Origin of the sequence: Actinoplanes sp. NPDC023801 (assembly GCF_040639655.1) — a bacterium.
Taxonomy (GTDB): Bacteria; Actinomycetota; Actinomycetes; order Mycobacteriales; family Micromonosporaceae; genus Actinoplanes.
In genome coordinates this window covers 136,581-150,583 of the sequence record NZ_JBFAAI010000012.1, presented here as the reverse complement: position 1 = coordinate 150,583, position 14,003 = coordinate 136,581, and the positions used below count along the sequence as shown (strand labels likewise).

At 71.2% G+C, this 14,003-nt stretch carries 10 protein-coding genes; 6 read left to right on the top strand and 4 right to left on the bottom strand.

Features of this window, described 5'->3' with window-relative positions; translation table 11 throughout:
• The first annotated feature begins 11 nt into the window (after positions 1 to 11).
• Positions 12 to 857: an isocitrate lyase/phosphoenolpyruvate mutase family protein gene (locus tag AB0G04_RS22390; RefSeq protein ID WP_360985780.1), complete on the top strand. Its 846-nt coding sequence runs from the start codon at positions 12 to 14 to the stop codon at positions 855 to 857.
• Between the two features lie 330 nt (positions 858 to 1,187).
• Here the strand turns inward: AB0G04_RS22390 and AB0G04_RS22385 are convergent, their stop codons facing one another.
• The gene (locus AB0G04_RS22385; RefSeq protein ID WP_360985777.1) at positions 1,188 to 3,875 is read right to left on the bottom strand and encodes a DUF6493 family protein; all 2,688 of its coding nucleotides are present in this window, start codon (positions 3,873 to 3,875) and stop codon (positions 1,188 to 1,190) included.
• Positions 3,872 to 5,206 (bottom strand): SWIM zinc finger family protein, encoded by a 1,335-nt coding sequence (locus tag AB0G04_RS22380; protein ID WP_360985774.1) that lies wholly within the window; start codon positions 5,204 to 5,206, stop codon positions 3,872 to 3,874. The genes AB0G04_RS22385 and AB0G04_RS22380 overlap by 4 nt, the downstream gene beginning before the upstream one ends.
• 228 nt (positions 5,207 to 5,434) lie before the next feature.
• On the opposite strand from AB0G04_RS22380, the gene pgi reads away from it, so the two are divergent.
• From pgi to AB0G04_RS22360, 4 genes are all read left to right on the top strand, one after another.
• Positions 5,435 to 7,063, top strand: a complete 1,629-nt coding sequence (gene pgi / locus AB0G04_RS22375) for a glucose-6-phosphate isomerase (RefSeq protein WP_360985771.1) — start codon at positions 5,435 to 5,437, stop codon at positions 7,061 to 7,063.
• A 33-nt stretch (positions 7,064 to 7,096) separates the two neighbouring features.
• Complete coding sequence (locus tag AB0G04_RS22370; protein ID WP_360985768.1) at positions 7,097 to 8,164, top strand: winged helix DNA-binding domain-containing protein; 1,068 nt, start codon at positions 7,097 to 7,099, stop codon at positions 8,162 to 8,164.
• A gap of 61 nt (positions 8,165 to 8,225) precedes the next feature.
• Entirely contained in the window at positions 8,226 to 9,590 is a 1,365-nt protein-coding gene (locus tag AB0G04_RS22365) for a glycosyl hydrolase family 18 protein (protein WP_360985765.1), read from the top strand.
• 121 nt (positions 9,591 to 9,711) lie between these two features.
• On the top strand, positions 9,712 to 10,866 hold the full coding sequence (locus tag AB0G04_RS22360; protein ID WP_360985762.1) for an alpha/beta fold hydrolase: 1,155 nt from the start codon (positions 9,712 to 9,714) through the stop codon (positions 10,864 to 10,866).
• Between the two features lie 13 nt (positions 10,867 to 10,879).
• Here the strand turns inward: AB0G04_RS22360 and AB0G04_RS22355 are convergent, their stop codons facing one another.
• Positions 10,880 to 12,034: an acyltransferase gene (locus AB0G04_RS22355; RefSeq protein ID WP_360985759.1), complete on the bottom strand. Its 1,155-nt coding sequence runs from the start codon at positions 12,032 to 12,034 to the stop codon at positions 10,880 to 10,882.
• 26 nt (positions 12,035 to 12,060) lie between these two features.
• On the opposite strand from AB0G04_RS22355, the gene AB0G04_RS22350 reads away from it, so the two are divergent.
• The gene (locus AB0G04_RS22350; RefSeq protein WP_360985756.1) at positions 12,061 to 13,089 is read left to right on the top strand and encodes an alpha/beta hydrolase-fold protein; all 1,029 of its coding nucleotides are present in this window, start codon (positions 12,061 to 12,063) and stop codon (positions 13,087 to 13,089) included.
• A 5-nt stretch (positions 13,090 to 13,094) separates the two neighbouring features.
• Here the strand turns inward: AB0G04_RS22350 and AB0G04_RS22345 are convergent, their stop codons facing one another.
• The gene (locus tag AB0G04_RS22345) at positions 13,095 to 14,000 is read right to left on the bottom strand and encodes a nucleoside-diphosphate kinase (RefSeq protein WP_360985753.1); all 906 of its coding nucleotides are present in this window, start codon (positions 13,998 to 14,000) and stop codon (positions 13,095 to 13,097) included.
• Positions 14,001 to 14,003 lie beyond the last annotated feature (3 nt).

Here is a 14,003-nt window from a genome sequence, read left to right as displayed (position 1 = left end):
GAAGGGGCAGTATGACTGACGCCGTTCTGAACGCGAAGGCCCGTCGATTCCGGGAGCTGTGCAACGGACCGATCCTGGTGCTGCCGAACGTCTGGGACGCGGCTGGCGCTGCCCTCGCGGTGCGGGCCGGTGCCACCGCCGTGGCGACCACGAGCGGGGGCGTCGCCTGGTCACTCGGTCGTCCGGACGGCCAGGGCACCGGCCGGGAGGAGATGGCGCAGGCCGTACGCCGCATCGCGGCAGCGGTCGACGTACCGGTGACCGCGGACATGGAGGGCGGCTACGGGCCCGGCCCGGAGGATGTCGCGGCGACGGTCCGGGCCGCGATCGACGCCGGCGCGGCCGGTATCAACCTGGAGGACTCGCAGGCTGACGGGACGCTCGTGACACCCGAGCGGCAGGCGGAGCGGATCCGTGCCGGGCGCGAGGCCGCCGACGCGGCGGGGGTGCCCGACTTCTTCATCAACGCGCGGACCGACGTCTTCCTGTTCCGGGTCGGTGCCGAGGCCGGTCGGACCGACGACGTGGCGGCGCGGGCCGGGAGCTACGCCAAGGCGGGGGCTGACGGCCTCTTCGTGCCCGGCGTGCTGGATCTGGACGTACTGACCCGGCTGGTTGCCGCGGTGGCCCTGCCGGTCAACGTGATGGCCGGTAAGGGCGGCCCGAGCGTGACGGAACTCGCCGCGGTGGGCGTGCGCCGGGTGACCGTCGGCACGGCGATCGCCCAGGCCGCATACGGGTTGGCCGAGCGCGCCATGCGGGAACTGCTCGGCGCGGGAACGTGCGACTCGCTGGAGCCCGAGCTGACGTACTCGGAGCTGAACGCGTTGTTCGCCGCCGACCGGAAGCGGGCTTGATGCCCGCCATATGGCCGTTCCGTGTTGTCGGAGAGCTGCGGCCCGCCCTGCAACAGCAAGGAACGGGTCACCGACGTCAGACCGGCTGTCCGGTCGCGTGTGCTCATCCGCCCTCCGCGCCCAGCGCTACCGGCGGGCGAACCGCATCGATCCGATGAGCCACGTTCCCGGCGGCGGAGCGACCTCCAGCGCGGATCCGGCCGGCACCTCATCGGTCTCTTGGTGATCGACCGGCTGGGAGGCGCCGGGCCGGGTGGATGCCGGGCCGCCGAGGCGACCGGGTTGCCGCGGGAGTGGACGCCGGGGGAGCGGCGCCCACCGGGGCAGCGGTCAGGGGGCCAGCGTGGACTGGAGCCGCCTGGCCTCCTGAACCGTGCGGGACGACCCGGGCCGGGCGGCCACGTCGGCCAGGCCGGGTATCTCGGTGCGCGCGCCGAGGGCGACGGCGACCTGGGTGGCGAGTTCGAGCAGGTCGGGCACGCCACGGACCGTTGTCGGCAGCAGTGGTGGCAGTGCGGCGGCGAGCAGTTCCCAGACGGCGGCGGACGCACCGGCGCGGTGGGCGTCGGTCAGGGCCGGCAGCGCTCTGCTGAGTTTTGCCGTGCTGTCGGAGCACACGTCGCCCAGAACGGCGCCGACCGCCGTGGCGAACGGTTCGGGGCGGGCCGCCAGGGTGAGGAAGGCGTCGACGGCTGCGGCGCGGTCGGGCTCCTGCCTGGCGCAGAAGGCGTACGCGATCTCGGCCGACAGGGCCGGGCCGACCGGACCGGTGCACTCGGCGAGCAGGGGCAGCAGACACGCGGCGCCCTGCTGATCCTGGTCGGCCAGGGCCGCCACCTCGGGGAGAGCCCACGCCGCGGCCACCTCCCGGTGATGCGGCAGCACCATGGCCACCATCTCCTCGGCGCCCTTGAGTTCCCCGGGCATGTATCGCGGGGCGTCCGGCGGATCGAGGGTGAGCAGCTGCCGTTCCAGTCGCAGGCCGCCGTCGCGGGCCCGGCGCAGTCGAGCGGTCAGCCGGCGCGCCACCGGCTTGTCCCACGCGTGGCCGCCGCCGAGGCCGGTCGGGCGCTGCTGGACGAATCGCTCACTGATCGGATCGGGAAGCCCGCCGGAGGCCAGCCACTGCGCGAACTGCCGCCCGGCCGGGGACGTGAGAGCCGCCGCACCGGCCGTCACCTCGGCATCGACGGGACCACGCGGCAGGCGTAGCAGGGCCTGTTCCAGATCGAACGGCCACGGCTGCCAGCCCTCCGCCTCGGCTCGCGACAGCCGGTCCAGCAGGGCGGTGTGTTCGAGGCTGCCGCTCACGTGGGTGGGCGTGGCCACCAGCATCGGCATCATCGAGCCGTTGATGTGCACCGCGATCTCGGCCACGCGCAGTGCCAGGACACCGTCGGGCAGCGGGGACAGGCTCGACCTGCCCTCACCGCGCCGGCCCTCCTGGCGGGCGATCCGGACCGTCTCGTGGAGCCGCCGGTGGATGCCGTTCCGGCGCCCGGGATCGGTCGCCATCGTGATGGCGGCGCCCAGGCAGGTCAGGGCCTCGCCCTCGTTCCACGGTTGTTCGCCGAGGACGTCCGGGTAGCGGCCGAGCAGCGGGGAGAGATGCTCGGTCAGCGCCTCCCGGCCGCCGTCGGCGTGCAGGGCGACGAACGCGGCCAGAACCCGCTCCCACCGGACGCCGCTCTGCTCGTGGACGAGGACGGCGATCTCCTCCGCGAGCTCGGCGGCACTTCTGATCGGTGGCGGCATCGGGGCCGGACCGGTGTGCGGCGGCAGGTCGGGCACGGTCCTGGTGAGCACGGTCGTGCCGAACAGGGCCGCCGCCCGGGCCGGCAGGTCACCGGCGAGGACGACGGACGCCTCGGCCAGCCGGGCCACGGTTTCCGGTGGCAGGCCGGGCAGATGTTTGGCGACCAGGGTGAGGGCGCGTTCCTGGACGTCGAGTGCGGGGTGACCGAACGCGGCAGCGACCGTCGTGAACACGTCACCGGCCCGCCCGGGGTCGCGCCGGGCAGCCTTGTCCAGCCAGGAGATCTGGGCCTTCACCAGGGTCTTCTCCTTGCGGAGCAGGACCGGGAAGCTGGTCTCGAGCAGGGTGTCCAGGTCGAGCCGGCCGGTGTCGTCGAGGACGCGCAGGCACCGCTGGGCCACCGTGGCGACCGCACCCGGGCCCTCGGCGAGCAGCCGGGCGTAGTCGAGGGCATGGGCCGCGATCTCGTCGACGGTCGGTTCCAGCTCGTTGTGCAGCAGGACGAACGGGCGCAGCGCGTTGGGTTTGTCGCCGCGGGTCAGCCGGTCGACGGTGGCGGTCAGGATCGCCTTGCGTTCCAGCCGGCCCTCGGCGACCAGCGTGGCGACCGCCTGGTGGAACCGGATCGCCGATTTCGGCGGCACCGAGTCCTCACCCCAGGTGGCGTTGAAGATGTCCGAGCCCATGCCGTCGATCTCGAAGACGCCGGGCAGCAGCATGTCGAGATCGGGATCCTCGCGCATCCGGAGGCTCAGCGGTGGCATCCGCTCGCGCCGCGGCCGGATCAGCCTCGCCAGCCAGCCTCGCACCACGCCCTCGGTGACCGGCGGCGGTGTGCCGCCCGCTCGCAGGAACCGGGCGGTGAACGCCCAGTCGCCGCCGTCCCACACGTCGCGGGTGGGCAGCCGGGCGGCCAGCCGCAGACCCAGATCACCCAGCCAGTCCAGCTCGCGGGCCTCGGCCACCTGCAGCAGCCGGTCGAACTGGATCTGCTGCCACGAGTCGCGGATGCCGCGCCGCAGCAACAGGGTCGCGGCACGGGCGGCGTTCGGCGCGGTACCGATGGCGGCGATCGCGTAGCCGGGAGCGGGGTCGACCCGGGCCTGCCAGTAGACATCCGGGTCGACGGCCTTGAGACCCGCCTCGAACCGCTTGGTGAACGCGCGGCGCTCCGCCTCGGTGGCCTCGATGAACAGCCGTGCCACGCCGGGCTGGTCGCCGGACCGGGCCCGCCGGTCGACGGCCTCCCAGTCGAGACTCATGCCGGCACCTCCTCACCGGCGTCCTCGGTCACCACGCCGCTGAGAACCATGCGCACTGCCAGGGCGTGCTTGCACGGCCCCCGCTCGCCGCGGTGTTTCGCCCACCACGGGCAGGTGCACGAGGTGGCCTCGCGGACGTGGTAGGTCTCGCCGCCGCTGCGCACCACGGACACCTCGGGCCCGGCGGTGACCGCACCCGCGGCGGCCAGGGCCCGCGCGCCGGCCAGCCGCGGGTTCATCCGCTCGACCACGTCGGCGGAATACGGCAGGGTGCGGTGGAAGTAGCCCGCCTCGGCCACGTCGTAACCCACCCGGCCGGCCGTGCCGAGCTGGGTCAGCGCGTCGCGGACCCGATGCGCCGGCAGCCCGGAGGAGGCGGCGAGCGCGTCGACGTCGATGGTCGGGTCCCAGGACAGCAGGGCACTGATCAGGTCGGCGTCGTCGGCGGCCTCGTCGCTGGCCAGAGCGTCCAGCACGGCACCCTCGCCGGAGAAGCCGCGGTACGGCTCCGGCGACAGGGTCAGCGACAGCCGCAGCGACGGCATGCTCAGCTCCCAGGTGCTGGCCACCGGACCGCTGCCGGCGGCCACGGCCGGGCCGTGGACGCGCAGACTCTTCGCGTACCGCAGGAACGGTTTGAGGGCCGTGAGGCGCCCGGCGCCGGGCAGGCACACCGCACCCGGCACCGGCCGGGAGGTGAAGCGCACCGAGCGTCCCGCCGGGACCGCCCAGAGGATCGACTTGTCGCCTGCCGGCAGCCGGTTGAGCAGGATGCGCGCCTCGGCGACGCCGATCTCGGCGCGCGCGTCGAAGCGGGAGGTGAGCACCTGCGCCTCGGCGAAGCCGCGCAGCCAGCGTGACGGCAGCGGAACCTTGCGTTCGACCAGCTCACCGTCGAACGTGGTGACGGTGAGGTCGTCGGGGCCGACCGCGACGTGCATCGGATCGGTGCGGCCGACCCGGGTGAGGGCCCGCTGGAGCGGCACGTTGACGTCGACGTTGGTGGTGCCGTGCGCGACGATGTCGCCGTCGAGGCCCTCGGGCAGCACGTCCATCCGCGCGTAGACGCCGCAGCAGCCGGAGAACGACTCGAACCGCAGCCGGTCGGAGCCGGCGGTGACCACCGGGTCGAGGCTGGCCGGCGGCAGCGGCCGGAAGTATCGGGTCCGGGCGACCTCGGCGACCGCCAGCAGGCCGGTGGCGGCGGCGCCGGGGTCGGTCAGGAAACCGGTGAAGAAGCGGGGGTGCGCTGCGGGACCGCCGGAGGTCTGCAGGGTGAGGCCGTCGTCGAGGGCCGACGAGCCGAGGTACGAGTACGCCGCGGAAACCATGCGCAGAACCTAGAGTCCGGGTACGACATTTTCGACCGCCCGTCCTGTTCCCGCCTGCCCTGATCGGGCGGAACGGCCACGGGAGTGAGAAGCCGGACACCAAGGCGGCGAGGGTCGGTCCAGGGGACTAACCTCGCGGACAGGACACGACTGTGCGGCCGGTTCCTCCGGTGCCGGGCAGCGGATCGTGCCACGATTTGAGCGTCGTCCAGGTTCGGAGTGGGAGAGATGAGCGAACACGTTTCCGACAGCGCCGAGTGGCAGGCTCTTCAGGGACTGGCCGAGAAGTTCGCCGCGGTGCACCTGCGCGACCTGTTCGGCAGTGACCCCCAGCGTGGCGAGCGTTATGCCGCCGAGGTCGCCGGGCTGTATGTGGACTACAGCAAGAACCTCGTCACCGACGAGGTGCTGACCGCCCTGTTCGCGCTGGCGCAGCGGGCGAGGCTGAGCGAGAAGATCACCGGAATGTTCGCCGGCGAGCACATCAACATCACCGAGGACCGGGCCGTCCTGCACACCGCGCTGCGGCTGCCGCGGGACGCGTCGCTTGTCGTCGACGGCCAGGACGTGGTCGCTGACGTGCACGAGGTCCTGGACCGGATGGGCGCCTTCGCCGACAAGGTCCGCTCGGGCGAGTGGACCGGCCACACCGGCGAGCGCATCCGGACGATCGTCAACATCGGCATCGGCGGCTCCGACCTGGGCCCGGTCATGGCCTACGAGGCACTCAAGGACTTCAGCCAGCGCGACATCGAGTGCCGGTTCGTGTCGAACATCGACCCGACCGACCTCTACGAGAAGACCCGCGACCTGGACCCGGCGACCACCCTGTTCATCGTGGTCTCCAAGACGTTCACCACGCAGGAGACGCTGACCAACGCCAAGGAGGCCCGTTCCTGGCTCCTGGCGAAGCTGAACGACGACGCCGCGGTCGCCAAACACTTCGTCGCGGTCAGCACGAACGCCGCGAAGGTCGCCGACTTCGGCATCGACACGGCGAACATGTTCGGCTTCTGGGACTGGGTGGGCGGCCGTTACTCGCTGCCGTCGGCGGTCGGCCTGTCCGTCATGATCGCGATCGGCAAGGAGCGGTTCGCCGAGATGCTCGCCGGTTACCACGCCGTCGACGAGCATTTCCGCAGTACGCCGATCGAGCGCAACGTGCCGGCGCTGCTCGGCCTGATCAACGTCTGGTACGACACGTTCCTCGGCGCGCAGTCGCACGCCGTCCTGCCGTACGCGCAGTACCTGCACCGCTTCGCCGCGTACCTGCAGCAGCTCACCATGGAGAGCAACGGCAAGTCGGTGCGCCTGTCCGGTGAGCCGGTCACCTTCCAGACCGGCGAGGTGTTCTGGGGTGAGCCCGGGACCAACGGCCAGCACGCCTTCTACCAGCTCATCCACCAGGGCACGAAACTGATCCCGGCGGACTTCATCGGCTTCAGTGTGCCCAACCACGACATCGGCGAGATGCACGACCTGTTCATGTCGAACTTCCTGGCGCAGACCGGCGCGCTCGCGTTCGGCCGGACGCTGGAGCAGGTGCAGGCCGAGGGCACCGATGCGAAGGTGGCCCACCACCGGGTGATGCAGGGGAACCACCCGACCACCACGATCCTGGCCCACTCGCTGACGCCGCAGACGTTCGGGCAGCTGGTGGCCCTCTACGAGCACATCACCTTCACCCAGGGCGTCATCTGGGAGATCAACTCCTTCGACCAGTGGGGTGTGGAGCTGGGCAAGGTGATGGCCAACCAGCTCGCGCCGAAACTGACCGCACGGGAGACCCCGGCCGACGACGCCGACTCGTCGACCAACAACCTGATCAAGCGGTATCGGGCCCAGCGCGGCCGGTGATTTCTGTCGTACCAGTTCCCTAGGCTCGGGGCCGTGGACACCAACACGGCCCTGAGCCTTCGGATGACCAGCCTGCTGCTCGGTTCGCGGGGTCGGAGCAGCGTCGCGAGCGTCGTGGAGTGGTTCGGCGCCATGCAGGCGCAGGATCTCAACAGCGTGCTCTGGTCGCTGGGCGTGCGCCTGCCGGGGATGACGCTGCCGGAGGTGGTCGCCGCCACCGAACGGCGCGACGTGATCCGCACGTGGCCCATGCGCGGCACCGTTCATCTCATCCCGTCCGCCGACGCGTACTGGATGCTGGAGCTGGCCGGCGTGCGCTCGCTCAGCGGCGTGGCCAAGCGCTGGGAATATCTCGGTCTCGACGAGAAGACCGCACGTCAGGCGATGGACATCCTCGGCGCTGCGGTGGCGGCCGGCGGCGGCCGCCTGACCCGGTCGGAGTGCATGACCGCGCTGACCGAGGGCGGGATCTCGGTCGACGGCCAACGGGGCTACCACCTGCTCTGGTACGTGAGTCAGCGCGGCGTCACGGCGATCGCACCCAACCGGGGCAGTGAGCAGACCTTCGTGCTGCTGGACGAGTGGGCGGCCGAGCGCAACAGCCCGTCCCGCGAGGAGGGCCTGGCGATCCTTGCGAGGCGTTACTTCCGGTCGCACGGCCCGACCACGGTCAAGGACTTCGCCGGGTGGACCGGTTTGACCGTCACCGACTGCCGCAAGGGCGTGGCGGCGGCCGGCTTGGCGCGGGTCGAGGTCGACGGTGTGGAGATGTGGGCCGACCCGGAGGTGCTCGACGCCGGACCGGTGACGGGGTGGTGGGCGCTGCCCGGCTTCGACGAGTACATGCTGGGTTACAAGGATCGCTCCATGATGGCCGGGCCCGAGCAGATCGCGAAGATCATCCCGGGTGGCAACGGGATCTTCCAGTCGACCCTGGTCCGTGACGGCCGGGTGATGGCGACCTGGAAACGGGCGATCGGCAAGAAGGCGGTGACGGTCACGGTGCTGCCGCTCGCTGATTTCGACCCGGCGGAGGCGGTGAAAGCTTTCGAGCCGTACGCCGCCTATGTGGGCCTTCCGTTAATAGTTAAGAACCCTTGATATTTACTGATGTGAACGCCACTATGTGGTCACGCGCATCCGTACGTGTCAGGGAGACGGCATGAGAGTTCGACGCGGGTTGATGGCACTCGCCGCCGGCGTGGTGGTGGCGGCCGGTTCCGTGCTGGCGTTCCAGCCCACCGGGGCGGCGGCCGTCGCCTGCTCCTCGACGATCTGGGCCGAGGGAATCGCCTACACCGCCGGTCAGCAGGTCACCTACCAGTCGACGCTGTACCAGGCCCTGGTCACGCACACCGCGTGGGCCGGCACGAACTGGAATCCGGCGGCCACGCCGACGCTCTGGAAGAGCCTGGGCGCCTGCAGCGGCGGTACCACCTCGCCGTCGGTGTCGTCGAGTCCGAGCCGGAGCGCCGGCGCGAGCCCGAGCGTCAGTGTGAGCCCGAGCGTCAGTGTGAGCCCGAGCGCCAGTGTGAGCCCCAGCGCCAGTCCGTCGACGAGTCCGTCCACCCCCGCGGGTTGCGGCGTCCGGGGCCGTCCCGCCGGGAAGGTGCTCCAGGGTTACTGGGAGAACTGGGACGGCGCGGCCAACGGCGTGCACCCCGGCATGGGCTGGATCCCGATCAACGACAGCCGGATCACCCAGCACGGCTACAACGTCCTGATGGCGGCCTTCCCGGTGATCCGCTCGGACGGCACCGTGCTCTGGGAGAACGGCATGGACGCCGGCGTGAAGGTGCCCACCGCCGCCGAGATCTGCGCGGCCAAGGCGCAGGGCGCGACGATCCTGATGTCGATCGGTGGCGCGACCGCCGGCATCGACCTCAGCTCCAGCGCCGTCGCCGACCGGTTCGTGGCGACCATCGTGCCGATCCTCAAGCAGTACCACTTCGACGGCATCGACATCGACATCGAGACCGGCCTGACCGGCAGCGGCAACATCAACACCCTGTCGACCTCGCAGGCCAACCTGATCCGCATCATCGACGGGGTCCTCGCGGCCATGCCGTCGAACTTCGGCCTCACCATGGCTCCCGAGACGGCGTACGTGACCGGGGGATCGGTCGTCTACGGCTCGATCTGGGGGTCGTACCTGCCGATCATCAAGAAGTACCTGGACAACGGCCGCCTGTGGTGGCTCAACATGCAGTACTACAACGGCAGCATGTACGGCTGCGCCGGTGACTCGTACGGCGCCGGGACCGTTCAGGGCTTCACCGTGCAGACCCAGTGCCTGGCGAACGGCCTCACCATCCAGGGCACGACCATCCGCATCCCGTACGACAAGCAGGTCCCGGGCCTGCCCGCGCAGCCCGGCGCCGGTGGCGGCCACATGACGCCGGCCCTGGTCGCCCAGGCCTGGAACAGCGTCCCCGGCATCAAGGGCCTGATGACCTGGTCGATCAACTGGGACGGCTCGAAGAACTGGACCTTCGGTGACAACGTGAAGGCCCTGCAGGGTCGCTGACCGAACCTGGCGCCGCCCGCCCCGGACCGCCCCCGGGGCGGGCGGCGCTGTTTGCGGACAGGGATTGACATGCGGGAAAGGGCTTTCTAGCGTCGAGAGTCCATCGATGAAAAGGAATCGCATGAAGCGACGTTCCGTCATCTCGCTCCCCGCCGTGGCCCTCGCCGCCCCGCACCTGGCCGACGCCCGTGCGGCCGCCGGCTTCGAGAGCCCGTCCGTGATCGACGGCAACCTCCCGGTCTTCCACGAGAGCCTCAAGCGGGAGCTCACCTTCCCGCTGGCCTGGCCGAACGCGCGCATCCGTGACTTCCGGGACTGGAAACGCCGGGCCCGCGCCCAGTTCGAGACCCACCTCGTCGAACCCGCCGACCGCACCCCGTTCCGGCTCGAGGTCGTCGACGACCGGGCCGGGCCCGGATACCGCCGCCGTCAGCTGATCTTCAACGTCACCCGGCACAGCCGCGTCCGCGCCACCATGCTGGTACCCGACGGCCCCGGCCCGTTCCCGGCCGCGCTGCTCCTGCACGATCACGGCTCCAGGTTCGACATCGGCAAGGAGAAGCTGATCGAACCCTGGTACGACGAGAGCCGCCTGACCTCGGCCCGTGCCTGGTCGGCGAAGTATTTCAGCGGCCGGTTCGTCGGCGACCAGCTCGCGGCCCGCGGCTGTGCGGTGCTCGCCGTCGACGCACTCGGCTGGGGTGACCGTGGCGGCCTCACCTACGAGGGTCAGCAGGCCCTGGCGAGCAACCTGTTCAACCTCGGCTCCTCACCGGCCGGTCTGATGGCACGCGAGGACGCCCGCGCCGCGGCACTGCTCGCGACCCTGCCCGAGGTCGACCCGCGCCGGATCGCCGCCGTCGGGTTCTCCATGGGCGGCTACCGCGCGTGGCAGGTGGCCGCCCTCTCCGGCCATATCGCGGCGACCGTCTCCGTCTGCTGGATGACGGGTCTCAAGGAGATGATGGTTCCCGGGAACAACACTCTGCGTGGTCAGTCGGCCTTCTACATGCTGCACCCGGGTCTGTACCGTCACCTCGACATCCCCGACGTCGCCAGCCTCGCCGCACCCCGCCCCATGTTCGTGATGGGCGGTGAGCTGGACCCGCTCTTCACCGCCGAGGGCGTCGCGGCCGCCTACGCCCGGCTCACCCGCGTCTGGTCCGGCCAGCGCGCGGCGCACCGGCTGCGGACGCAGACCTGGCCGGGCCTCGGCCACCTCTTCACCGCCGAGATGCAGGACGAGGCGTTCACCTGGCTCGACCGCAACCTGTGACGCCCGAACGATGTCATCGCCGGCTTTCCGCCAGGGGGGTGTGCTGTCCGGCAGGCCGGGAACCCAGCCGCTGGCCGGGCACCTCGATGTACCGGTGGGTGAGCCACGAGACACCGAGGACGACGGCCAGATAGCCGGCCGCGAGCAGCGGATCGGGCACGGCCGAGCGCATGACCGGCCCCGCCAGTTCGATCACCGCGTAGTGCACCAGGTAGACGGAGTAGCTGAGCACGCCGATCCGGGCCAGCCAGAACGGTGTGCGGCGGTGGCGCAGCAGCATGCCGGCGGCGAACGAACCGCCGAAGACCAGCAGGGTGAGCACCGACCGGGTGATGTAGCGCGGGGTCAGCGCGTGCAGAGCGGCCAGCTCGCCGAGCCAGACGGCCAGCAGCGCGGCAGCGACCACGGCGATCACCGCTCCGGCCCGCGGCCACGACGTCTGTCCGTGGTCGGCCCGGTGGATCACCGTGCCGGTGAACATCACCGCCACGATCAGCAGCCCGTCGCGGGCGTGCGCCGGGTCCATGCCGAACAGCAGCAGGGTCAGTGCCAGCACGCCGAGCAGCAGACCACCGGCGACCTCGGCCCATCGGCGCCGGGACACCACCCCGGCCAGTCCGGCGGTCAGGACGACGGCCGTAACCCACGGGACGGTGCCGAGCCGGAGCGGGACGAGCGGCGCGGTGACCGCACCGGTGAGCGCGAAGAGGACCGGCGGGAGGAGGGAACGCTCCGCCCGTACCGCGAAAAGGGTCGTGACCAGAAGGTAGAAGACCATCTCGAAGGAGAGCGTCCAGAACACCGCCGTGACCAGCGGCACACCGGTCAGGAAGGGCAGCATCGTCGCGTGGCCCACCGCGGCGGTCAGCGGATCGGCCGGCGGGCGGGCGGTCGCGAGGACCGCGATCACCGCCAGGTAGAGCGGGAACAGCCGTCGCGCCCGGCCGATCCAGAACCGCCGCAGGTCGCCGTGCCGTTCCAGCGACGCCGGAATGATGTAGCCGCTGACCAGGAAGAACAGCATCACCCCGGCCGTGCCGGCGTGCAACCATTCCCCGGTCACGGCCCGCAGACCGGTGAAGGCGTACCGGGTCAGATGGGCATAGACCACCAGCAGGACGGCGACGGCGCGGAGCCCGTCGAGCCACGCCAACCTGGGTGCGGTCATCGCAGAAACATAGTTGACTCGGCTGCATGTCGATATGGACCAGTGAACTCGCCGGTACCCTGCACCACGACACGATCGATTCGCGGGCGCTGCGCGGCAATGTGCTCGGCGACCCGCACGTGCGGCCGCTGTGGGTCTACACACCGCCCGGCTACGAGCAGGGCGACCAGCGGTACCCGAGCATCTACGTGATCCAGGGCTACTCCGGCCAGGTCACCATGTGGAGCAACCGCACGCCGTTCCGGCAGCCGTTCGTCGAGACCGCCGACCAGGTTTTCGCCCAGGGGAAGGCGCCGGGCTGCATCCTCGTCTACGTGGACGCGTGGACCGCCTACGGTGGTTCGCAGTTCGTCGACTCACCGGGTACCGGCAACTACCACACCTACCTCTGCGACGAGGTGGTGCCGTACGTGGACGCCGCATACCGGACCATCCCGAACCGGGACTCGCGGGCCATCACCGGCAAGTCGTCCGGCGGGTTCGGCGCGATGATCACGCCGATGCTGCGGCCCGACCTGTTCGGCGCGCTCGCCACCCACGCCGGCGACGCCCTCTACGAGTACTGCTACCTCGGCGAGTTCGCCAAGGCCGCGCGGGCGCTGCGCGACTACGACCACGACATCCAGGCGTACTGGAAGGACTTCCAGTCGCGGGTCGCCTTCACCAAGGAGGACGACATGCTGCTCGTCCTCGTCCTCGGCTGCACCGCGGCGTTCTCCGCCGACCCGGACGGCACCCCGCGGCTGCCGTTCGATCCCCGGTCCGGGCGGATCCGGGAGGAGGTGTGGCAGCGCTGGCTGCACTGGGATCCGATCCGGATGATCGATCGGTACGCCGACGAGCTGCGCTCCCTGAACGCGGTGTGGATCGACGCCGGAACCCGCGACGAGTGGTTCTTGGACCTGGGTGCCGAGGCGTTCAAGGACGGCCTGCTGCGGATCGGCGTGCCCGCGGAGAAGATCGCGTTCGAGCTGTTCCCGGCCAAGCACGGCGGCATCGACTGGCGATACCCGCTGGCCGTGGAGTGGCTGGCGAACCGCCTTCGGCGCGACTGAACGCCTCAACGCTCCGGGACCCGGAACGGCTGCGGACGGCCGATACCGCAGTTGAGGATGCCGTGCTCGCGCAGCGCCCCCAGGCAGTCCCGGAGGGCGTTCTGGCCGCCCACCGCGATCGGGGTGGCGCCCGACCAGCCCGCATGCAGGGTCAGCAGCACGGCGCGGCGTGGCTCGACGCCGGGCAGCGCGTGCCACAGCGCGGTGACGGTCGAGTCGAGGGTGTGGTTGCGGTCCGGGCCCAGCAGGACGGCCCGTCCGAGGTCGCCGGAGTCCAGGCGGAACGGTCCGGGGTCGGGTGGCGGGCCCTGGACCAGCGGCCACACCTCGTCGGCAAGCGCTGTCACGTCGAAGAGCGGGCGGAAGTCGATGCCCGGCGGTCGTGGTGAGCTCGGCGGCGGATCCGTGCCGTCGCCGGAACGGCCGAGCAGGTGGTCGCGTTGCCGGTCCAGTTCGGCCCGCCGTTCGGCCGCGTGCACCACGTTGGCGAACGGGCCGTCCGCGTGCCGGGCGCGGATCTCCCGCTTGAGCCGGCGGGCCGCCTCGAACGCGTCCGGGCCGCTGAGGAGCAGCACCTCGGACGGTCCGGTGGTCAGATAGCGGTCCAGGAACGCCAGGGTCAGGCTGTGGCCGGCCTCGTCGTACTCCGACCACAGGTGACGCACGTCCGCGGGGGAGAGGGTGACCGGTTGCCGCCCGTCGATGCGCAACCCGGCGTCCCGGGCGAGCCGCTCGGCCTCCCCGGTCAGCCCGCGCCGCAGACAGTCCGGTTTGAGCAGGAGAAACGCGTGCTCGCTGATGCCGTCCTCCGGGCGAAACGATCGTGGCGACCGGCGGCGCGTTGTCGCACCGCAGGCCACCACGCTAGCCGGGGCCGGCGTCGGTGTGGTGACCGGCGGCACGGAGCGCACCGC

Bases quoted from the DNA above. Each gene is read 5' to 3' on its own strand.
- AB0G04_RS22360 (WP_360985762.1), top strand. From the start codon at position 9,712: ATGAAGCGACGTTCCGTCATCTCGCTCCCCGCCGTGGCCCTCGCCGCC.
- AB0G04_RS22350 (WP_360985756.1), top strand. From the start codon at position 12,061: ATGTCGATATGGACCAGTGAACTCGCCGGTACCCTGCACCACGACACG.
- pgi (WP_360985771.1), top strand. From the start codon at position 5,435: ATGAGCGAACACGTTTCCGACAGCGCCGAGTGGCAGGCTCTTCAGGGA.
- AB0G04_RS22380 (WP_360985774.1), bottom strand. From the start codon at position 5,206: ATGGTTTCCGCGGCGTACTCGTACCTCGGCTCGTCGGCCCTCGACGAC.
- AB0G04_RS22390 (WP_360985780.1), top strand. From the start codon at position 12: ATGACTGACGCCGTTCTGAACGCGAAGGCCCGTCGATTCCGGGAGCTG.
- AB0G04_RS22385 (WP_360985777.1), bottom strand. From the start codon at position 3,875: ATGAGTCTCGACTGGGAGGCCGTCGACCGGCGGGCCCGGTCCGGCGAC.
- AB0G04_RS22365 (WP_360985765.1), top strand. From the start codon at position 8,226: ATGAGAGTTCGACGCGGGTTGATGGCACTCGCCGCCGGCGTGGTGGTG.
- AB0G04_RS22355 (WP_360985759.1), bottom strand. From the start codon at position 12,034: ATGACCGCACCCAGGTTGGCGTGGCTCGACGGGCTCCGCGCCGTCGCC.